The following is a 15,828-nucleotide window of genomic DNA, read 5'->3' as shown; positions in this document are numbered from 1 at the left end:
CCCCCCCCCCCCCCCCCCCCCCCCGGGACCGCTTCCAGCAGGAGAGCACCTCTTCGGTGCTGGTGACGGTGGCGACCAGCGCGAGGGTGTGGCGGACCATCGCCGGGGTGTAGTCGGCGGGCACACCGGCGATGGCGTCCGCGGGTACCACCGCCGTATAGCCGCCGTTGACCGCGTCGAAGACGGCGTTGGGGACGGCGACATTGGCGGAGACGCCGGTCACGACCAGGGTCCGGCAGCCGAAGTTGCGCAGCAGCGCGTCCGCCTCCGTACCGGCGAGCGGCGAGAGCCCGTGCAGGCGGCGCAGCACCAGGTCCTCGTCCGCGACGGGGATCTGCTCGGCCACCCGTACGGCCGTCGTGCCGGTGAGCTGCTGTACGGGCAGCCGCTCGGCGGCCCGGAAGAGGCGGGCGTTGCGGCTGGCGCCCCGGCCGTCGGGGCGGCGTTCGGCGACGGCGTGCAGCACCTGGACGCCCACGTGGTGGGCGGCCGCCACGAGCCGGGCGATGTTGGTCAGCGCACCGGATGCGCGGGCCGCGGCGGCGAGTTCGGGCAGCGCGCTGTCCGGGCCGACGACGCCGCGCTGGCACTCGACGGTGAGCAGGACGGTGGCCGCCGGGTCCAGCTGCTCCATGAGGCGCGCATCCGATGCCATGGCTGCCCTTCTCCGTATCCGCTGCTTGTGCTTCCTGCTGCTGCACCTGCGTGCGCTGCCGCATCCGCGTCTGCCCGGTGGCCTGGGCCCGGCGCGGGACGCGCGGTGTGTCCGCGCCCGGTTCGAGGCGCGCGAGGCTATCCGGCATTGCGCCCTTTAGGAAGAGCCCGCATGATTCCTGACATCCAGTCAGACGTCGTGTCGGGCACCCGGCCAGGCCGTGCGCCGACGAAACAGTGGAGGTGGCACCCCATGGTCGCGACACAGCGGCGCGGACGCCGGATCATGATGACACCCCAGGAGACGGACGCGTTCCTGACGGAGCAGCGCACCTGCCGGGTGGCGACGGTCGGCGCGGACGGCGCCCCGCACGTGGGCGCGCTGTGGTTCGTCTGGGACGGCGCCGCGCTGTGGCTGTACTCCATCACCCGCAGCAAGAGGTGGGCCCAGCTCGCCAAGGACGCGCGCACCGCCGTCCTGGTGGACGGCGGGGAGGCGTACGGGGAGCTGCGCGGCGTGGAGCTGTCGGGCAGCGTGCAGATCGTGGGCGAGGTGCCGCGCACCGGCCAGGAGTGCCCCGAACTCGCCGAGGCGGAGAGCCTGTTCGCCGCGAAGTACTTCGGCATGTCCGAGATGCCCCATGACGGGCGGCATGCCTGGCTGCGGCTGATCCCCGACGCCCTGGTCTCCTGGGACTTCCGCAAGCTCCCGGGCTGACACCCTGACTCCCCAGCCCTCCGGAGCGCCTCGCGGCCCGTTTCCCCCGGGGTCTTGATCGCGATGTCGGTGGTCTCTGCGAAAGTGGAGGTCGTCGGCGCGTCACCGCGGGTGCGGTGGCGGGGCGTGCGCGCACTCGCGCCGCGCCCGCCGGCACCGCACGACGGCCCACTACGGCGGCCACGAGGACGAAGGAGATCGGGTGAACGAGCTCTTCCCGGCGCTGCGCGAGGCACCGGACCGGCCCGCGCTGCGCTTCGGTGACCGCGCGCTGAGCTACCAGCGGCTGGCCTCGGTGGCGGGCCCGCTCGCCGAGCAGCTGAGCGGCCAGACACGGGTGGCCCTGTGGGCCACGCCCACACTGGAGACCGCCGTCGGCGCGGTCGCCGCGCTGCTGGCCGGTGTGCCCGCCGTACCGCTCAATCCGAAGATCGGTGAGAGCGAGCTGGCGCACATCCTGGCGGACAGCGTGCCCGGCCTCGTACTGGCCGAGCCGGGCGCCGCACTCCCGGAGCGGCTGGCCGCCCTGCCCCGCCTCGACGTCGACCTCACCGCCGCACTGGAGCCGTACGCGGCGGACGCGGAGGGCGGCGCGGAACCGGCGCTGCCGCCCGTTCCCGCGCTCCCGCGCGAACCGGGCGCCGAGGCCCCGGCGTTGATCGTCTACACCTCCGGCACCACCGGCCCGCCCAAGGGCGTCGTCCTCCCCCGCCGCGCCATCGCCCACACCCTGGACGCCCTGGCGGAGGTCTGGCAGTGGACCGACCAGGACGTTCTCGTGCACGCCCTGCCGCTCTTCCACGTCCACGGCCTCATCCTGGGCATCCTCGGCCCGCTGCGCCGCGGCGGCAGCGTCCACCACCTGGGGCGCTTCTCCACTGAGGGCGTCGCCCGCGAGCTGGCCGGACCGGGCACGATGCTCTTCGGCGTGCCGACGATGTACCACCGCCTGGCGGCCGAGGCCGGCCAGGACCCCGCGCTCGCCAAGGCTCTGGCCAGGGCCCGCCTGCTGGTCTCCGGCTCCGCCGCCCTCCCGCTGACCGACCACGAGCGGATCAGGGCCGCCACGGGCCGCCGGGTCATCGAGCGCTACGGCATGTCGGAGACGCTGATGAACACCAGCGTCCGGGCCGACGGGGAACCGGCCACGGGCACCGTCGGCGTTCCGGTGCCCGGGGTGTACGTCCGCCTCGTCGACGAGAGCGGCGCGGCCATCGAGACCAGTGACGGCGAGACGGTGGGCGAGATCCAGGTCCGCGGCCCCAACCTCTTCGTCGAGTACCTCAACCGCCCGGACGCCACCGAGGCGGCCTTCGACGGCGGCTGGTTCCGTACGGGCGACATGGCCACCCGGGATTCCGCGGGGAACTACCGCATCGTCGGCCGCAAGGCCACCGACCTCATCAAGAGCGGCGGCTACAAGATCGGCGCGGGCGAGATCGAGAACGCCCTCCTGGAGCACCCGGGAGTCGCCGAGGCCGCGGTCACCGGCGAGCCGGACGAGGATCTGGGCGAGCGCGTCGTCGCCTGGATCGTCCCGGCGGCAGGCGACGGCCAGCCCCCCTCCGCCGAGGAGCTCGCCGACCACGTCGCCCGCCGGCTCGCGCCGCACAAGCGCCCCCGCGTGGTCCACTTCCTGGACGCCCTGCCCCGCAACGACATGGGCAAGGTCCTCAAGCGAGCCCTCCATGTCTGACACGCCCGGACCACCGCCCGCCGCGAGCCCGCCGCCGCGCCTCTCGGCCCGTCAGGCGATCGCCACCCTCGCGGAGCACTTCACCGAGCTCCCGGAGCCCGCCGCCTCGGCCGGATCCCTCCCCGAAGCCGGTTGTGCCGCGGCGCGCCCGGCGGACGGGCCGCTGGGCTGGGACGGCTACGACGACGCCCGGGCGCGGGCCCGGGCGCGCACGGGTGAACGCGAGTCCGTGGTCTGCGGCATCGCCACCATCGGCGACACCGAAGCGGTGGTGATCTCCTTCGAGTTCGGTTTTCTGGGCGGGTCGCTCGGCGAGCGCACCGGCGACCGTCTGGAGGCCGCGTACACCCGCGCCCGCGAACTGCGCCTGCCGGTCGTCTCGTTGATCGCCACCGGTGGCAGCCGGATGCAGGAGGGCATGCGGGCGCTCTCCCAGCTCCAGCGGGTGGCGGGTCAGTCCGCGCTGACCCGCGCGGCCGGGCTGGCGCAGCTCGCCGTGGTGCGCGACCCGACGACGGGCGGCGGCTGGGCCACGCTCGGCGCGGGCGCGGATGTGATCCTCGCCCTGCCCGGGGCCCAGATCGGCTTCGCGGGCTCGCGCGTACGGCCCGCCGACGCCGATCCGTACGCCTACACCGCCGAGAGCCAGTACTCCGCCGGACAGATCGACGCCATCGTGCCGCCCGAGCGGCTGCGGGAGACGGTGGGGCGCTGGCTGCGGCTGCTGACCCACCCCAGCTCAGAGCCCGCCGAGCCTCCGCACGCCCGCACGGCCGCCGCGCTGCCCGACACCGGCTGGGACGCCGTCCTGCGGGCCCGCGACACCGAACGGCCGCGCGCCGGGGCCTATCTGGACGCCTACTTCGACTGGTGGGAGGAGATCAGCGGCGACCGCTGCTCGGGCACGGACGAGGGCATGCGCTGCGGCTTCGGCCACCGCCGGGGCCGTACGGTCGCCTTCGCCGCGCAGTGCGGTACGGCGACCCGCCCGGCCGGTTTCCGCACCGCGGCCCGCCTGGTACGGCTCGCCGGCCGGCTCGGCATTCCCGTCCTGACCCTCGTGGACACCCCGGGTGCGGCCAACGACGCCGAGGCCGAGCGCTCCGGCGCGGGCGCGGCCATCGCCGACACCTTCGCCGCCCTCGCCACCGCCCGCACCCCGGTCACCTCACTCCTCATCGGCGAGGGCGGCTCCGGCGGCGCCCTGGCCCTGTCCGCTCCCGACCGCCTCTGGGCCACCCCCGACAGCTACTTCTCGGTGATCGCCCCCGAGCTGGCCACCGCCATCCTCAAACGCGACAGCTCCGACACCCACCGCACCGCCGACCAACTCCACATCCGCCCGCAGGACTTGCTCGCCCTGGACGTCATCCAGGCCATCGTGCGCCCTCACCAGGGCACCTGACCGGGATCCGCGCCGAGGCGGGCCACCACCTCCGGCCCGCCCCGGCCGCGCTCAGCTCTCCCCCTCCACCGCCTTGCCCGCGGTCCGCAGGGCGGTGACCGCGGCCCTGATGGAGGGGCGGCGGTCGGCGTCGGCGCGCCAGATGGCGTACACATGGCGGCGCATCGCGTGGCGTACGGGGACCGCGCTCACCCCTTCCGGGAGCGGGCCGCGGCCCAGCCGTGGGGCGACGGCGATGCCCAGTCCCGCGGCGATCAGGGCGAGTTGGGTGTGGTGCTCCTCGGCCATGTGCGCGATGCGCGGCTCGATGCCCTTGCCGCGCAGCGTGAACATCAGCCAGTCGTGGCAGAACTCCCCCTGCGGCCAGGAAATCCACTCGTCGTCGGCGAAGTCCTCCAGCTCCACCGCCCGGCGCCGGGCCAGCGGATGGGTGGACGGCACGACGACATCGGCCGGATCGTCCAGCAGCGGCGCCTTGGCCATCCCCTCGGGCAGCGAGAGCGGCCGGTTGTACCAGTCCAGGACGACCGCCAGGTCGATATCGCCGCGCACCAGTCCCCGTACGGCCTCATCGGGCTCCATCTCCCGCAGCCCGGCCCGGAGTTGAGGGTGATCGTGGCGCAGTGCGGCGAGCGCGCGGGGGAAGAGGCCGCGGGCCGCGGTCGGGAATGCGCCGAGCCGCAGCTCTCCCACCGCCTGGCCGCGGTGCGCCTCCAGGTCGGCCTGGGCCAGCTCGACCTGGGAGAGGATGCGCGCCGCGTGGTCGGCCAGCAGCCGTCCCGCGTCGGTCAGCCGCACGCCCCGGCCGTTCTTGGCCAGCAGCTGCTGTCCGGTCTCCCGCTCCAGCTTGGCGAGCTGCTGCGACACCGCGGAGGTCGTCACATGCAGGCCCTCGGCCGCCGCGCTCACCGAGCCATGGCGGGCGACCGCGCTCAGCGTCCGAAGCCGATCCAGATTCAACATGTAAGCAACTCTAAGCGATAGGTGTCACAAACTCTCGCTTGTTCTACGAGATCCCGCGCCGGATCGTAGACCCCATGAGCACCACCGCCCCCACCGAACCTTCTTCAACCCCCGCCCCACCCCTGACCACTTCCCCCACGTCCCCTACCGCCCCTCCGTCGAACCCCACCGGCTCAGCCCCGAACCCGAACCCCACCGGCTCAGCCTCGAACCCGAAGTCCGCCGGCTCAGCCCCGGACGCGAAGCCCGCCGACTCAGCCTCGAACCCGAAGTCCGCCGACTCAGCCCCGGACGCGAAGCCCGCCAGCACGGCTTCGGCCGACACCCCAGCCGCCCGCCCTCTCCCCCACCCCCGCCCTCACCGCAACTGGCGCATCACCTTCGCCGTCCTCTCCCTCATCTGGGGCTTCAGCTTCCTCTTCATCAAGGTCGGCACCGAGGGCTTCGCACCCTTGCAGGTCACCCTCGGCCGGGTGGCCTTCGGCGCGGCCGTGCTCTTCGCCGTACTGATCGTCAAGCGCGAGCGGCTGCCGCGCGACGCCCGCACCTGGGGCCATCTCATGGTCGCGGCGTTCTTCCTCAACGCGCTCCCCTTCTCGCTCTTCGCCTACGCCGAGCTGACCATCCCCTCCACCCTGGCCGGCATCTGCAACGCCACCTCACCGCTGTGGGGCATGCTGCTGTCGCTGGTCGCGCTCTCCGAGGACCGCCCCACCCGCCGACGCGTCGCGGGCCTGGGCCTGGGCTTCCTGGGAGTCCTCACCGTCCTCGGCGCCTGGCAGGGCTTTTCCGGTACGGATCTGACGGGCACCGCCATGGCACTGGGCGCCTCGCTCTCCTACCCCATCGGCTGGATCTACGTCCGCCGCACCCTGGGCACCTCGCAGCACTCCCACCTGTCCATGTCCACCACCCAACTCACCCTGGCCACCCTCCAACTCGCCGTGGTCACCCCCCTCTTCACCACCCTGCCGACCTCCTTCCCCCTCGCCCCCGTACTGGCCGTCCTCGCCCTCGGCGCACTGGGCACCGGCTTCGCCTTCCTCCTGCAGTACGGCCTGGTCGCCGAAGTCGGCCCCACCACAGCCCAGATGGTCACCTACTTCGTCCCCGTCATCGCCACCACCGCGGGCGTCACCCTCCTCGGCGAACACCTCACCTGGACCACCCCCATCGGCGCCCTGATCGTCCTCTCCGGCGCAGCCCTAACCCAAAGCCGCCCCCGCCACCCCTCCCCCACCAAGTAACCCGCGTTCCCTGCCCCCCTTACACCCCACACCTGTTCCGCCCGCGCCCCATCACTCGCACCGCAGCACCTCCAGGCCGCGCCATCACTCGTACCGCCGCTCCTCCCCCGGGCTGGTGGCCGATGCGATGGCGTCCGCCAAGGGGGCGATGTCCTGGTCGTCGAGTCCGGAGATCGTGACCCGTATTCCCTGGGGGGAGTTGATGCGGAAGCGTGCTCCGGGGGCGGCGGCCCAGCCCGCGTGCAGCAGGCGCGCCACCGCGCCGGTCTCGTCGGCGACCGGGACCCAGACGTTCATCCCGCTGCGGCCGCGCGCCCGTACACCTCTCAGCGCCAGGGCCCGTATCAGCGCGTCCCTGCGTCTGTCGTACTCGGCTGCCACCGAGGCCGGATCCACCGCATCCGTCTGCCACAGATGCACGACGGCGCGCTGCAGTACATGGCTGATCCAGCCGGGGCCCAGACGCTGCCGTCCGCGCACCCGGTCCACGGTCTCCGCATCGCCGGTGAGCACCGCCAGCCGCAGATCGGGGCCGTACGCCTTGGCCGTCGAGCGCACCAGCACCCACCGGTCGGTGGCGCCCGCCAGCGGGTGCAGCGGGAGATCGACGATGCCGTGGCCGTGGTCGTCCTCGATCAGCAGCGCGCCCGGGTGGTCCGCCAGCAGCGCCCGCAGTTCGCCGGCGCGCTGCGCGCTCACCACCGCGCCCGTCGGATTCTGTGCCCGGCCGGTTATCACCACCGCCCTGGCCCCCGCCTCCAGCGCCGTCTCCAACTGGCCCGGCAACGGCCCCTCGTCGTCCACGGCGACCGGCGCGGGGCGCAGACCGAGAGCCGGTATCAGGTCCAACAGGCTTCCCCAGCCCGGGTCTTCGACCGCGACCGTGTCCCCGGGGCGCAGATGGACGCAGAGCACCCGCTCGATGGCGTCGAGCGAACCGGAGGTGACGGCGACCGGGCCACCCGGCACCCCATCGGCGTCGAAGGCGGCGCGGGCCGCTCGTGCCAGTTCCTCGTCGACGATGGGCGCGCCGTAGAGCGTGGGCTGTGCGTCGCTGCGGGCCGCCGCCGCGGCGAGCGCGGGCCCCAGGCTCGGGAGCAGCGCGGGGTCCGGGTTGCCGGTGGACAGATTGCGCACGCCCGGCGGCATCTCGATCCGCAGCGCCTCGCGCGAGGTGGTGGCAGGCCGCGGCCGCACCCGGCTGCCGCGCCGGCCGCCCGTCTCGATCACTCCGCGGTCGCGCAGCGTGCGGTACGCGGCCGCGACCGTATTCGGATTGACCTCCAGATAGACGGCCAACTCCCTTAGTGGGGGCAGGACTTCGCCCGGTTGGAGCTCGCCCGCACCGATGGCTCGCTCGACGCTGGCGGCAATCTCCGATGCGCGCCGCCCTTCGATCCGATACTCTCCTAGCACAAACCAGATTATGCACTAGTTCAATGGAGATGGCAATGTCTCGAGCCGCATCGTTCGCTCCCACCGACCGGACCGTGCCGACCCGTTCCGCAGAGCGTGCCGCCTACGACCACGAGACCGTGCACGCCATCCTCGACTCCGCCTACCTCTGCCACCTGGGATTCATCCGCGACGGCGCCCCCGTCGTCCTGCCCACCCTCTTCGCCCGGGTCGAGGACCACCTCTACCTCCACGGCTCGACCGGCTCGCGCCCGCTGCGCGGGGCCGGCGGCTCGGGCCCCGGCCTGCCCGTCTGCGTCACCGTCACCCACGTCGACGGCCTGGTCCTGGCCAAGTCCGCCTTCCACCACTCCATCAACTACCGCTCCGTAGTGGTGCACGGGACCGCGTACCAGGTCACCGACCCGCAGGAGAAGACGGCCGCGCTCGACGCCCTGGTCGACCACGTCGTGCCGGGCCGCGCCGCCGACTCCCGCCCCGCCAACACCAAGGAGCTCGCGGCCACCGCCGTCATCCGCGTCGACCTGCGCGAGGTTTCCGCCAAGATCCGTACGGGCGGCCCCAACGACGAGCCGCAGGACCTCTCCCTCCCGCACTGGACCGGCGTCGTCCCCGTCACCCAGACCTACGGCGCGCCGATACCGGCCGACGACCTGGCCACCGACATCACCGAACCCGCCTACCTCTCGGCCCGCTGACCTCACCCGCCCCGATCAGCACCCACCACCCAACGCCACGAGCCCCATCCCCCATCCCCCATCCCCTATCCACCAACCACCAACCACCAACCACCAACCACCAACCCAAGGCTGCACCCAGCAACCACAGCACCGCCCCACCGCCGAGGAGCCACCGCATGCTGATCCACCCCTGGGACGCCCCCACCGACGACGCCGAATGGCAACACTGGCTGGCCGCCCACGACTTCGGCCAGCTCGCCGCCGGCGGCCCACCGGGTCAGCCCCCGTTCGTGCAGCCCCTGCACTTCGCCTACGCCCCCGAGCGCCGCGAGGCCATCACCCACCTCGCCCGCCCCAACCCCATCTGGCGCGCCCTCGAAGCGCACCCCACCGTCCTGCTCAGCGTGGTCGACGACTACGCCTTCATCCCCGGCCCCTGGCAGGCCGCCGAGGACCAGCCCTCCGAGCACGGCGTCCCCACCAGCTTCTACGCCGCCGTCCAGCTGACCTGCACCGCCCACATCGTGGACGATCCGCACGAGAAGGCCGAGCTGCTGCAGCGCCAGATGAACCACTTCCAGCCCGAGGGCGGCTCGGCCCCGGTCGCCGCCGAACAGGAACCGTACGGCCGCCAGCTGTCCGGCATCCGGGCGCTGCGCCTCGAAGTGACGGACGTACGCGCCAAGTTCAAGTACGCGGGCAAGCGCAGCGAGGCCGTCCAGGAACGGATATCGGCGCGCCTCGCCGAGCGCGACGCCCCCGGCGACGCACAGGCACGCGCCCATCAGCAGCGCAGGCTGGCCGCGTCCCGCCGCTGAGCCCCACGCGCACCGGCCGGGGCCGGCCGTACGGACACACACATCCGTACGGCCGGCCCCTACCCGTCCGAACCGGCCCCGTCCCCGCTCACCGGAGCCGAGAATCCGAGACTCCGACCGCCCCCGCCCCCGCCCCGATCAGCCCACCACCGTCACCACCTCGTCCTCCCCCTGCACCGCTCCCGCCCGCGCCGCCACGGCTCCGCGCGCGGCCACGGCTCCGCGCGCCTCCGCGACCGCCAGCCCCGCAACGGCCAACAGCAGCACGCCCGTTCCGACCACCGTGGCCGCGGTCAGCCGCTCGCCGAGCAGCACCACCGCCAGCACCGCCGCCGTCATGGGCTCGATCAGCGCGAGCACCGAAGCCGTGGCCGCCCGCACGGCCGCGAGCCCCGCGAAGTAGAGCCCGTAGGCGACCGCCGTCGGCACCGCCGCGATATAGACCAGCAGCCAGACGCTGCGGGCCAGTTCATGCGCCTGGGGCCACAGCCCCTCCAGCGCCGCAGGCGCCGCCAGGCACCCGGCGCAGACGGCGAAGGCCCAGACCGTGGACGCGTACGGGTCCATGCCGGCGCCCTGCCGCCCCAGCCACCGCGTGGACAGCGTCATCCCCGCCCAGCCCACGGCGGACAGCACCGCGTACGCCACCCCGAGCGGCCGGACCGTGTCCGCCTCGCCTCCCAGGACCAGCACCACGAGTCCGGCCAGCGCGCCCACTACGGCCAACGCACCGCCCACGCCCAGCCGTTCGCCCATCGTCACGCGAGCGCCGATGGCGATCAGTACGGGCCCCGCACCCATGGTCACGACCGTCGCGACGGCCAGCCCGGTGGCCTGGACCGCAAGGAAGTACCCGGCCTGGAAGACGGTCAGCGTCAGACCGGTGACGGCGATACGCCGCACACGCAGCCGCAGCGGCTCCCCGCCACGAGAGGCGGCCGCGGCCTTACGGCGGCGGATCAGCGGCCATACGGCCAGCAGCAGCGCCATGCCGCCGACGGACCGCCAGAAGGTGAGGGCCACGGGTCCCAGCCCGCTGCTGCGGTACAGGAGCGCGGCGGCAGCGCCCGCGGTGCCCCAGGCGGTCGCGGCGATGGTCACGTACAACAGACCCCGCCCCACGGGCAGGGCAGGGGAAGACAAGGCGTTCATGGGAGTTCTTCTCCGGGAAAGCAGGCGCGGCGAAGGCGCCGCGCAGTGATCGCGTGGTCCCGTGTGCGGACAGCGACGACCGGCTCGGCGCATGGCCCGAGCCGGGCTTTCCTAGGAGGCCGCCACCCGCCTTACGCGGCGGGAGGGGGCAGCACAGTCGAATGCATGATCGCCACACTACGTGGCAGGCCGGAGGGCGGACAAGCCCTTTCCCAGGAGCTGTCGGCCTCCCGGAGCGCTCCCGTCACTCCTCCTCGCCGCCACGCTCTCCATCGAGCCGTTCGGCCAGCGCCGCCGTATCCACGGAGGCCCGCCGCAGCACGGCGACCGCCCGCGACTCCGGGTCGTCCACCAGCGCGGCGAGCAGATCGAGGCAGCCTGCGCGGGTGGCATAGCGGGCATGGGCGCGGTCCAGCGCGCCGTCCAGGGCCGCGGCCGCGGCGGGCGACCACCCCGGTACGCCGCCCTCGCCCACCATCGGCACCGCACCGGAATCCTCGACGGTGCCGTGCCACTGGAGGCCGTAGCCGATACTGCGCTGTACGAGATAGCCGAGCAGCCGCGCGACCTGCGGCCCTCCGCCGTCGAACGCCTCGCGGACCGCGGGGTCCGATTCCAGCAGCCCGTGCAGCAGATGCGCGGTGTCCACCTGCCGGTCCCCGTCACGCGTGGCCCGTCTGCGCGCAGCGGAGACCACCGACGCCAGCTCTACGGTGAGCTGCGCATCGAGGTCCTCCTGGGCAGGACCCGCTCCACTGTTGTACGCAGTACGGTTTTGCACACACCCCACCCCACCAGCCTCCCGCGCCTGGAACATCCCCGGCGGGAAGCATTTGCGCATCCCACCGTGGTTGGGCACCGGCGGAGGAAATCTCATCCTTGCGGACGAGAGACCGTGTGCTGGGCCGAGGAAAGAGCCGACGGAACACAGGGGCGAGCCCAGAGGGATTCGACGGGAAACCAGGGGAACCCGAGGAGAAACCGGCGGGGATTCCGAGGGAGCACACACCGCCCCGTCCGAGGGAGCACACTCCGCCCCAGGGGCGCGTGATCAGGCCATTCACGCCCCGTACGCAACCGCCGTCGCCCCACCCCACGTCCCTCCCAGGCAACCGTCCCATCCACCTCCCCCACCCGCCCCGCCGCACCCCGCGGGCCCCACCCGCTTCGCGGCCAAGGAGTCCGATGGCCACTCGACCCCTACTGTTCCTGGACATCGACGGTGTCCTGAACCCGGTGCTGCCCACCCCCGGCTTCACCGCGCACAACCTGCTCGACTTCACCGTGCTGCTCTCCACCGACCACGGCGACTGGCTGCGCGAGCTGTCGGAGACCTACGAGCTCACCTGGGCCTCCACCTGGGAGCACCACGCGAACACCCATATCGCACCCATACTGAAACTCCCCGCGCTGCCGGTCGTGGAGTTCACCGGCTACCGCAGCCGTCCGGACGACCCTCAACTGCCCGGCCCCGAGTCCCTCTTGGGCCGCAAGTGGGCCCCGCTGCTGCGCTTCGCCGCCGGCCGCCCCTTCGCCTGGGTCGACGATGTGATCCCCGACAGCCTGCTGCGGCAGTCCCGCTGGCGCTCCGACCGGCTGCTGATCCCGGTCGACCCCGCGCACGGGCTGCGCCGCGAGCATGTCGACCGCCTGCTCACCCGTCTGCCCCGGGCCCGCCTCTGCATGAACCTGACGGCCCATCAGTATTGAACCTTCGCCCCCTTACGGCTACGTTCCGCGGCACCGGAGCCACCGCCGAGAACCGCCACGAAGGGATGCCCGCATGGCCGAAGTCACCGCCCAGGCCCGTATCGAGGCACCGGCCGAGAAGCTGTGGGACCGGCTGACCGACTTCGCTGCGTACGGTCAGTGGAACGCCACCCACACCGGCTTCCCGCACGGCGGCCCCAGCACCCTCGAAGTCGGCGCCGGCTACGAGGAGAACATGAAGCTGATGGGCTTCCCCGCCGAGGTGAACTGGACGGTGGCGGCCCTGGAGCCCGGCCGCCTGCTCGACCTCAAGGGCAAGGGCCCGATGGGCGTCAGCCTCGGCATGCGCTACGAGCTGACGCCGCACGGCACGGCGACGACGGTCCGCATCGACGGGGTGTTCACGGGCCCCGCCGTATCCCTGATGGCCGGCAAACTCAAGGACTCGGCGGGCACCGCCCTCGACGAATCGCTGCGCAACCTCGCCGCACTGGTCACCTGACCACGCACGACGAGAGGGCCGTGACCGGGCAATACCCAGGTCACGGCCCTCGATCTCACACCCGCGGCGCGCGGCCGCGGCTCACTCATCCTCGGCGAGGATCAAGTACAGCTCCTTGCGGGCCTTGTTGACCACCGCGACGGCCTTCTCCCGCTGCTCGGGAGTGCCGGTGGCCCACACCTGCCGGAACGCCTCGACCAGGCCGCCACCCGCCTTGCGGATCTCGTTCATGGCCTCCCAGTCCACGCCCCGTCCGGCGTCCTCCCAGGGCGCGTCCGGACCGGCCTCGGCCTCCGTACGCCCCTCATCAGTGAGCGAGAAGAGCTTCTTACCACCCTCGCTCGCGCTGCTGATCAGCCCCTCGTCCTCCAGGAGCTGAAGGGTCGGGTAGACGGAACCGGGGCTCGGCTTCCACGCCCCGCCACTGCGCTCGGCGATCTCGCGGATCATCTCGTAGCCGTGCATCGGGCGGTCCGTGAGCAGCGCCAGGATGGACGCGCGTACGTCACCGCGGCGCGCCCTCCCCCGCGGCCCACCCCGCCCGCGACCACCACCGAAGGGCGGCCCGCCAAACGGCGGCCCGAACGGCCCGAACGCAGCACGGCGCCCTTCCCCCCGCCCCTCGAATTCCCCCCGGCCACCACGACGCCCGGCTCCCCAACGCTCATGTCCATGCGAGTACATCATTACGCTCCTCACATCGTTGATCTATCACGACACCTCAACGATATATCGCAATAGCTCGCCCGACAACCCCTCCGAGACGCCGCCCCAGCGCCCTGCCGTACCGGACCTTGAGCGAATCCCACCGAACGCCGGCGGATCGCAGCTCGTCTCATCGAAGGTCAAAGCTGCGGACATACGGCCGACTTGTTGGCGCCACGCACGATCGTGCACTTGGCCGGCGGAGTTGACCGGTGCCCGGGAAGAGGCGAGTGCCGCCCACCTCCCGGATCGCAGAGTTCCCCGAGGCTGCTGCTAGGCAGGCCCGCCGGCGGAACGGGCACATCCTGGAGGTCCTGCACGGCCTGTCGCCGGATGCTGTGCAAGGGACAGGGCCGCAGCCGGAGTTCGATCCGAACCGGCACTCGCTGGCCGAGCGCGAACGGGCCAAGACTGCCGAGCTGATGACGGCCGGGCATCAGGTGTCGGCCGACGGCATCAAGCAGCGGCGCCAGCGATACCAGCAGCAAGGGCTGGTCGGGCTGGCACATGGCCGGTCGGCCGAACAGATGCAGCCCGTCGGCCAGATCGACGCGGCTGTGGTGGAGACGATGCGACAGGCGATCGCCGAGACCGCCGACGCATCGTCGAGGGCTATCGGCCTCATCATCTGGCGCACCGAGCAGCTCCTAGATCCCCTTCGCCCACCCAAAGGTGAAGAGATAGGCCCGGAGTCCCGCGTCCAGACCTCGAATGCCCCGAAGGAACATGACCACCAGAGCAACAAGGAACAGAGCGGCGAAGGCTCCAGCTACGAGGGCACCAGCGGCCGGCCCCGCGAACAAGCCCACGATCACACTCGCGACGACAACGATCCCCAGACCGAAGTGCGCGTCGGGCGGGTCTGCCCTGATCGCCTCTCGCAGCGCCCCGCGCACCGCCCGCATGTCGGAGTCGTACCGCTCCCGCGCCGCTTCCGGATCAGCGGCGGGACCCTCAGGCCACCGTTCCATCACCGTCCCCCGTTCTGCTCGAACGGAGCCTAATGCGGGATCAGCTCTCCCCCTCGGCGATCCGCCACGAACAAGCCGTCACTCTCTCGAACGCCACCCGTCGCACACGACCTCTGAGACCTGCATCCCGTCCCAGCGAACCGAGTCCACGCGTCTCCCCCAACCCACCCCAAGGACACACCCCTTCCACACGTCCGCCCGCACTCCCCGACCCGCCCCCCCTACCCCCCGATCCAATTCTCGAAAAATGAGGCCAATATCCAAGGATTGGCCTTGGCCAGTGGCCTCGCCGCACCCCTACGCTCGCGCCATGAGAATCCGTATCGTCGACGCGTTCACCGACCGCCCCTTCGCCGGCAACCCCGCGGGCGTCGTGCTCCTGGACTCCGGGTCCTTCCCCGACGACGCCTGGCTCCAGCAGGTCGCCGCCGAGGTCAACCTCTCCGAGACCGCCTTCGCGCACCCTCTCCCCGAGGGCGGCGAGGCCGACTGGGCGCTGCGGTGGCTCACCCCGGCCGTCGAGGTCAATCTGTGCGGCCATGCCACTCTGGCCACCGCGCATGTGCTGCACTCCACGGGTACGGCCACCGGCACGGTCCGCTTCGCCACCCGCAGTGGCGTACTGACGACGACAGCCCGTACGGACCCCGCTGCCCCGAGCGGCACGGCAAGCGCCACCACGGCAGCCCCTGCCGCCTCATCCATCACCATGGACTTCCCGACCGCCCCGCTGACCCGCATCGCGATCAAGCGGTCGCTGACCGAGGCCCTGGGCGCCGAGCCCCTCTCCGTCCACGACACCGGGACCAACGTCGGCGACACGCTGGTCGAGTTCGCCGACGAGAAGACCGTACGAAATCTGGCCCCCGACTTCCGGGCGCTGGCCCGGCACGACGCGCGGGGCGTCATCGCCACCGCCCCCGCCGAAGACCCCGACGGCGGCTACGACTTCGTGACCCGCGGTTTCTTCCCCGGCGCGGGGATCGACGAGGACCCGGTGACGGGCAGCGCGCACACCGCGCTCGCCCCCTTCTGGTCCGCCCGGCTCGGCCGCGACGAACTCACCGGCCTGCAGGGCGGCGCCCGTACCGGTTTCGTACGCACCGCACTGCGCGGCGACCGCACGCTGCTGACCGGCAGCGCCGTCACCGTCATCGACGGCGAACTCCTCGCCACCGGCTGATCGTTACC

The 15,828-nt window shown here is 72.5% G+C and carries 16 protein-coding genes; 10 read left to right on the top strand and 6 right to left on the bottom strand.

Annotated features, from left to right (window positions below; genetic code table 11):
* Positions 1-655, bottom strand: a 655-nt coding sequence (locus AC4IJH_RS37290) for an isochorismatase family protein (protein ID WP_490856429.1), incomplete at its 3' end; no start/stop codon positions are given.
* 252 nt (positions 656-907) lie between these two features.
* Here AC4IJH_RS37290 and AC4IJH_RS37285 point away from each other — a divergent pair.
* The 3 genes from AC4IJH_RS37285 (at position 908) to AC4IJH_RS37275 (ending at position 4,473) form a co-directional block, all read left to right on the top strand.
* Positions 908-1,372 carry a pyridoxamine 5'-phosphate oxidase family protein gene (locus AC4IJH_RS37285; protein ID WP_490856428.1) on the top strand — a complete coding sequence of 155 codons (465 nt, stop codon included), beginning with the start codon at positions 908-910 and terminating at the stop codon, positions 1,370-1,372.
* Positions 1,373-1,574: 202 nt separating this feature from the next.
* A complete protein-coding gene (locus AC4IJH_RS37280) occupies positions 1,575-3,068 on the top strand; it encodes an acyl-CoA synthetase (RefSeq protein WP_490856427.1) in 1,494 nt (497 codons plus the stop codon).
* Positions 3,061-4,473, top strand: a complete 1,413-nt coding sequence (locus tag AC4IJH_RS37275) for a carboxyl transferase domain-containing protein (RefSeq protein ID WP_490856426.1) — start codon at positions 3,061-3,063, stop codon at positions 4,471-4,473. Before AC4IJH_RS37280 ends, AC4IJH_RS37275 begins: the two co-directional genes overlap by 8 nt.
* A 51-nt stretch (positions 4,474-4,524) precedes the next feature.
* On the opposite strand, the gene AC4IJH_RS37270 is transcribed toward AC4IJH_RS37275, so the two are convergent.
* Positions 4,525-5,436, bottom strand: a complete 912-nt coding sequence (locus AC4IJH_RS37270; RefSeq protein ID WP_490856425.1) for a LysR family transcriptional regulator — start codon at positions 5,434-5,436, stop codon at positions 4,525-4,527.
* A 74-nt stretch (positions 5,437-5,510) separates the two neighbouring features.
* Here AC4IJH_RS37270 and AC4IJH_RS37265 point away from each other — a divergent pair, with 74 nt between their 5' ends.
* Entirely contained in the window at positions 5,511-6,683 is a 1,173-nt protein-coding gene (locus AC4IJH_RS37265) for a DMT family transporter (protein ID WP_490856424.1), read from the top strand.
* A gap of 84 nt (positions 6,684-6,767) precedes the next feature.
* Here the strand turns inward: AC4IJH_RS37265 and AC4IJH_RS37260 are convergent, their stop codons facing one another.
* Positions 6,768-8,099 carry an aminotransferase class I/II-fold pyridoxal phosphate-dependent enzyme gene (locus AC4IJH_RS37260; RefSeq protein ID WP_490856423.1) on the bottom strand — a complete coding sequence of 444 codons (1,332 nt, stop codon included), beginning with the start codon at positions 8,097-8,099 and terminating at the stop codon, positions 6,768-6,770.
* Positions 8,100-8,134: 35 nt separating this feature from the next.
* Between AC4IJH_RS37260 and AC4IJH_RS37255 the strand changes: the two genes are divergently transcribed.
* Together AC4IJH_RS37255 and AC4IJH_RS37250 are read left to right on the top strand one after the other, a co-directional pair.
* The gene (locus AC4IJH_RS37255; protein WP_490856422.1) at positions 8,135-8,797 is read left to right on the top strand and encodes a pyridoxamine 5'-phosphate oxidase family protein; all 663 of its coding nucleotides are present in this window, start codon (positions 8,135-8,137) and stop codon (positions 8,795-8,797) included.
* Positions 8,798-8,955: 158 nt separating this feature from the next.
* Positions 8,956-9,597, top strand: coding sequence for an FMN-binding negative transcriptional regulator (locus AC4IJH_RS37250; RefSeq protein WP_490856421.1), 642 nt, complete (start codon positions 8,956-8,958; stop codon positions 9,595-9,597).
* Positions 9,598-9,735: 138 nt separating this feature from the next.
* Here the strand turns inward: AC4IJH_RS37250 and AC4IJH_RS37245 are convergent, their stop codons facing one another.
* Together AC4IJH_RS37245 and AC4IJH_RS37240 are read right to left on the bottom strand one after the other, a co-directional pair.
* Entirely contained in the window at positions 9,736-10,749 is a 1,014-nt protein-coding gene (locus AC4IJH_RS37245; RefSeq protein WP_490856420.1) for a DMT family transporter, read from the bottom strand.
* Positions 10,750-10,993: 244 nt separating this feature from the next.
* Complete coding sequence (locus AC4IJH_RS37240; protein ID WP_490856419.1) at positions 10,994-11,530, bottom strand: peptidase; 537 nt, start codon at positions 11,528-11,530, stop codon at positions 10,994-10,996.
* A gap of 404 nt (positions 11,531-11,934) precedes the next feature.
* Between AC4IJH_RS37240 and AC4IJH_RS37235 the strand changes: the two genes are divergently transcribed.
* Both AC4IJH_RS37235 and AC4IJH_RS37230 read left to right on the top strand, forming a co-directional pair.
* On the top strand, positions 11,935-12,459 hold the full coding sequence (locus AC4IJH_RS37235) for an HAD domain-containing protein (protein ID WP_490856418.1): 525 nt from the start codon (positions 11,935-11,937) through the stop codon (positions 12,457-12,459).
* Between the two features lie 73 nt (positions 12,460-12,532).
* Positions 12,533-12,961: a type II toxin-antitoxin system Rv0910 family toxin gene (locus AC4IJH_RS37230; protein WP_490856417.1), complete on the top strand. Its 429-nt coding sequence runs from the start codon at positions 12,533-12,535 to the stop codon at positions 12,959-12,961.
* An 81-nt stretch (positions 12,962-13,042) separates the two neighbouring features.
* Here the strand turns inward: AC4IJH_RS37230 and AC4IJH_RS37225 are convergent, their stop codons facing one another.
* Positions 13,043-13,645: a PadR family transcriptional regulator gene (locus AC4IJH_RS37225; RefSeq protein WP_490856431.1), complete on the bottom strand. Its 603-nt coding sequence runs from the start codon at positions 13,643-13,645 to the stop codon at positions 13,043-13,045.
* Between the two features lie 251 nt (positions 13,646-13,896).
* Between AC4IJH_RS37225 and AC4IJH_RS37220 the strand changes: the two genes are divergently transcribed.
* Both AC4IJH_RS37220 and AC4IJH_RS37215 read left to right on the top strand, forming a co-directional pair.
* The gene (locus AC4IJH_RS37220) at positions 13,897-14,670 is read left to right on the top strand and encodes a hypothetical protein (RefSeq protein ID WP_490856416.1); all 774 of its coding nucleotides are present in this window, start codon (positions 13,897-13,899) and stop codon (positions 14,668-14,670) included.
* Between the two features lie 277 nt (positions 14,671-14,947).
* Complete coding sequence (locus AC4IJH_RS37215) at positions 14,948-15,820, top strand: PhzF family phenazine biosynthesis protein (protein WP_490856415.1); 873 nt, start codon at positions 14,948-14,950, stop codon at positions 15,818-15,820.
* The last annotated feature ends 8 nt before the right edge of the window (positions 15,821-15,828 follow it).

Source organism: Streptomyces sp. UF-297 (assembly GCF_058245575.1).
This window is presented reverse-complemented; position numbering and strand designations above follow the sequence as displayed.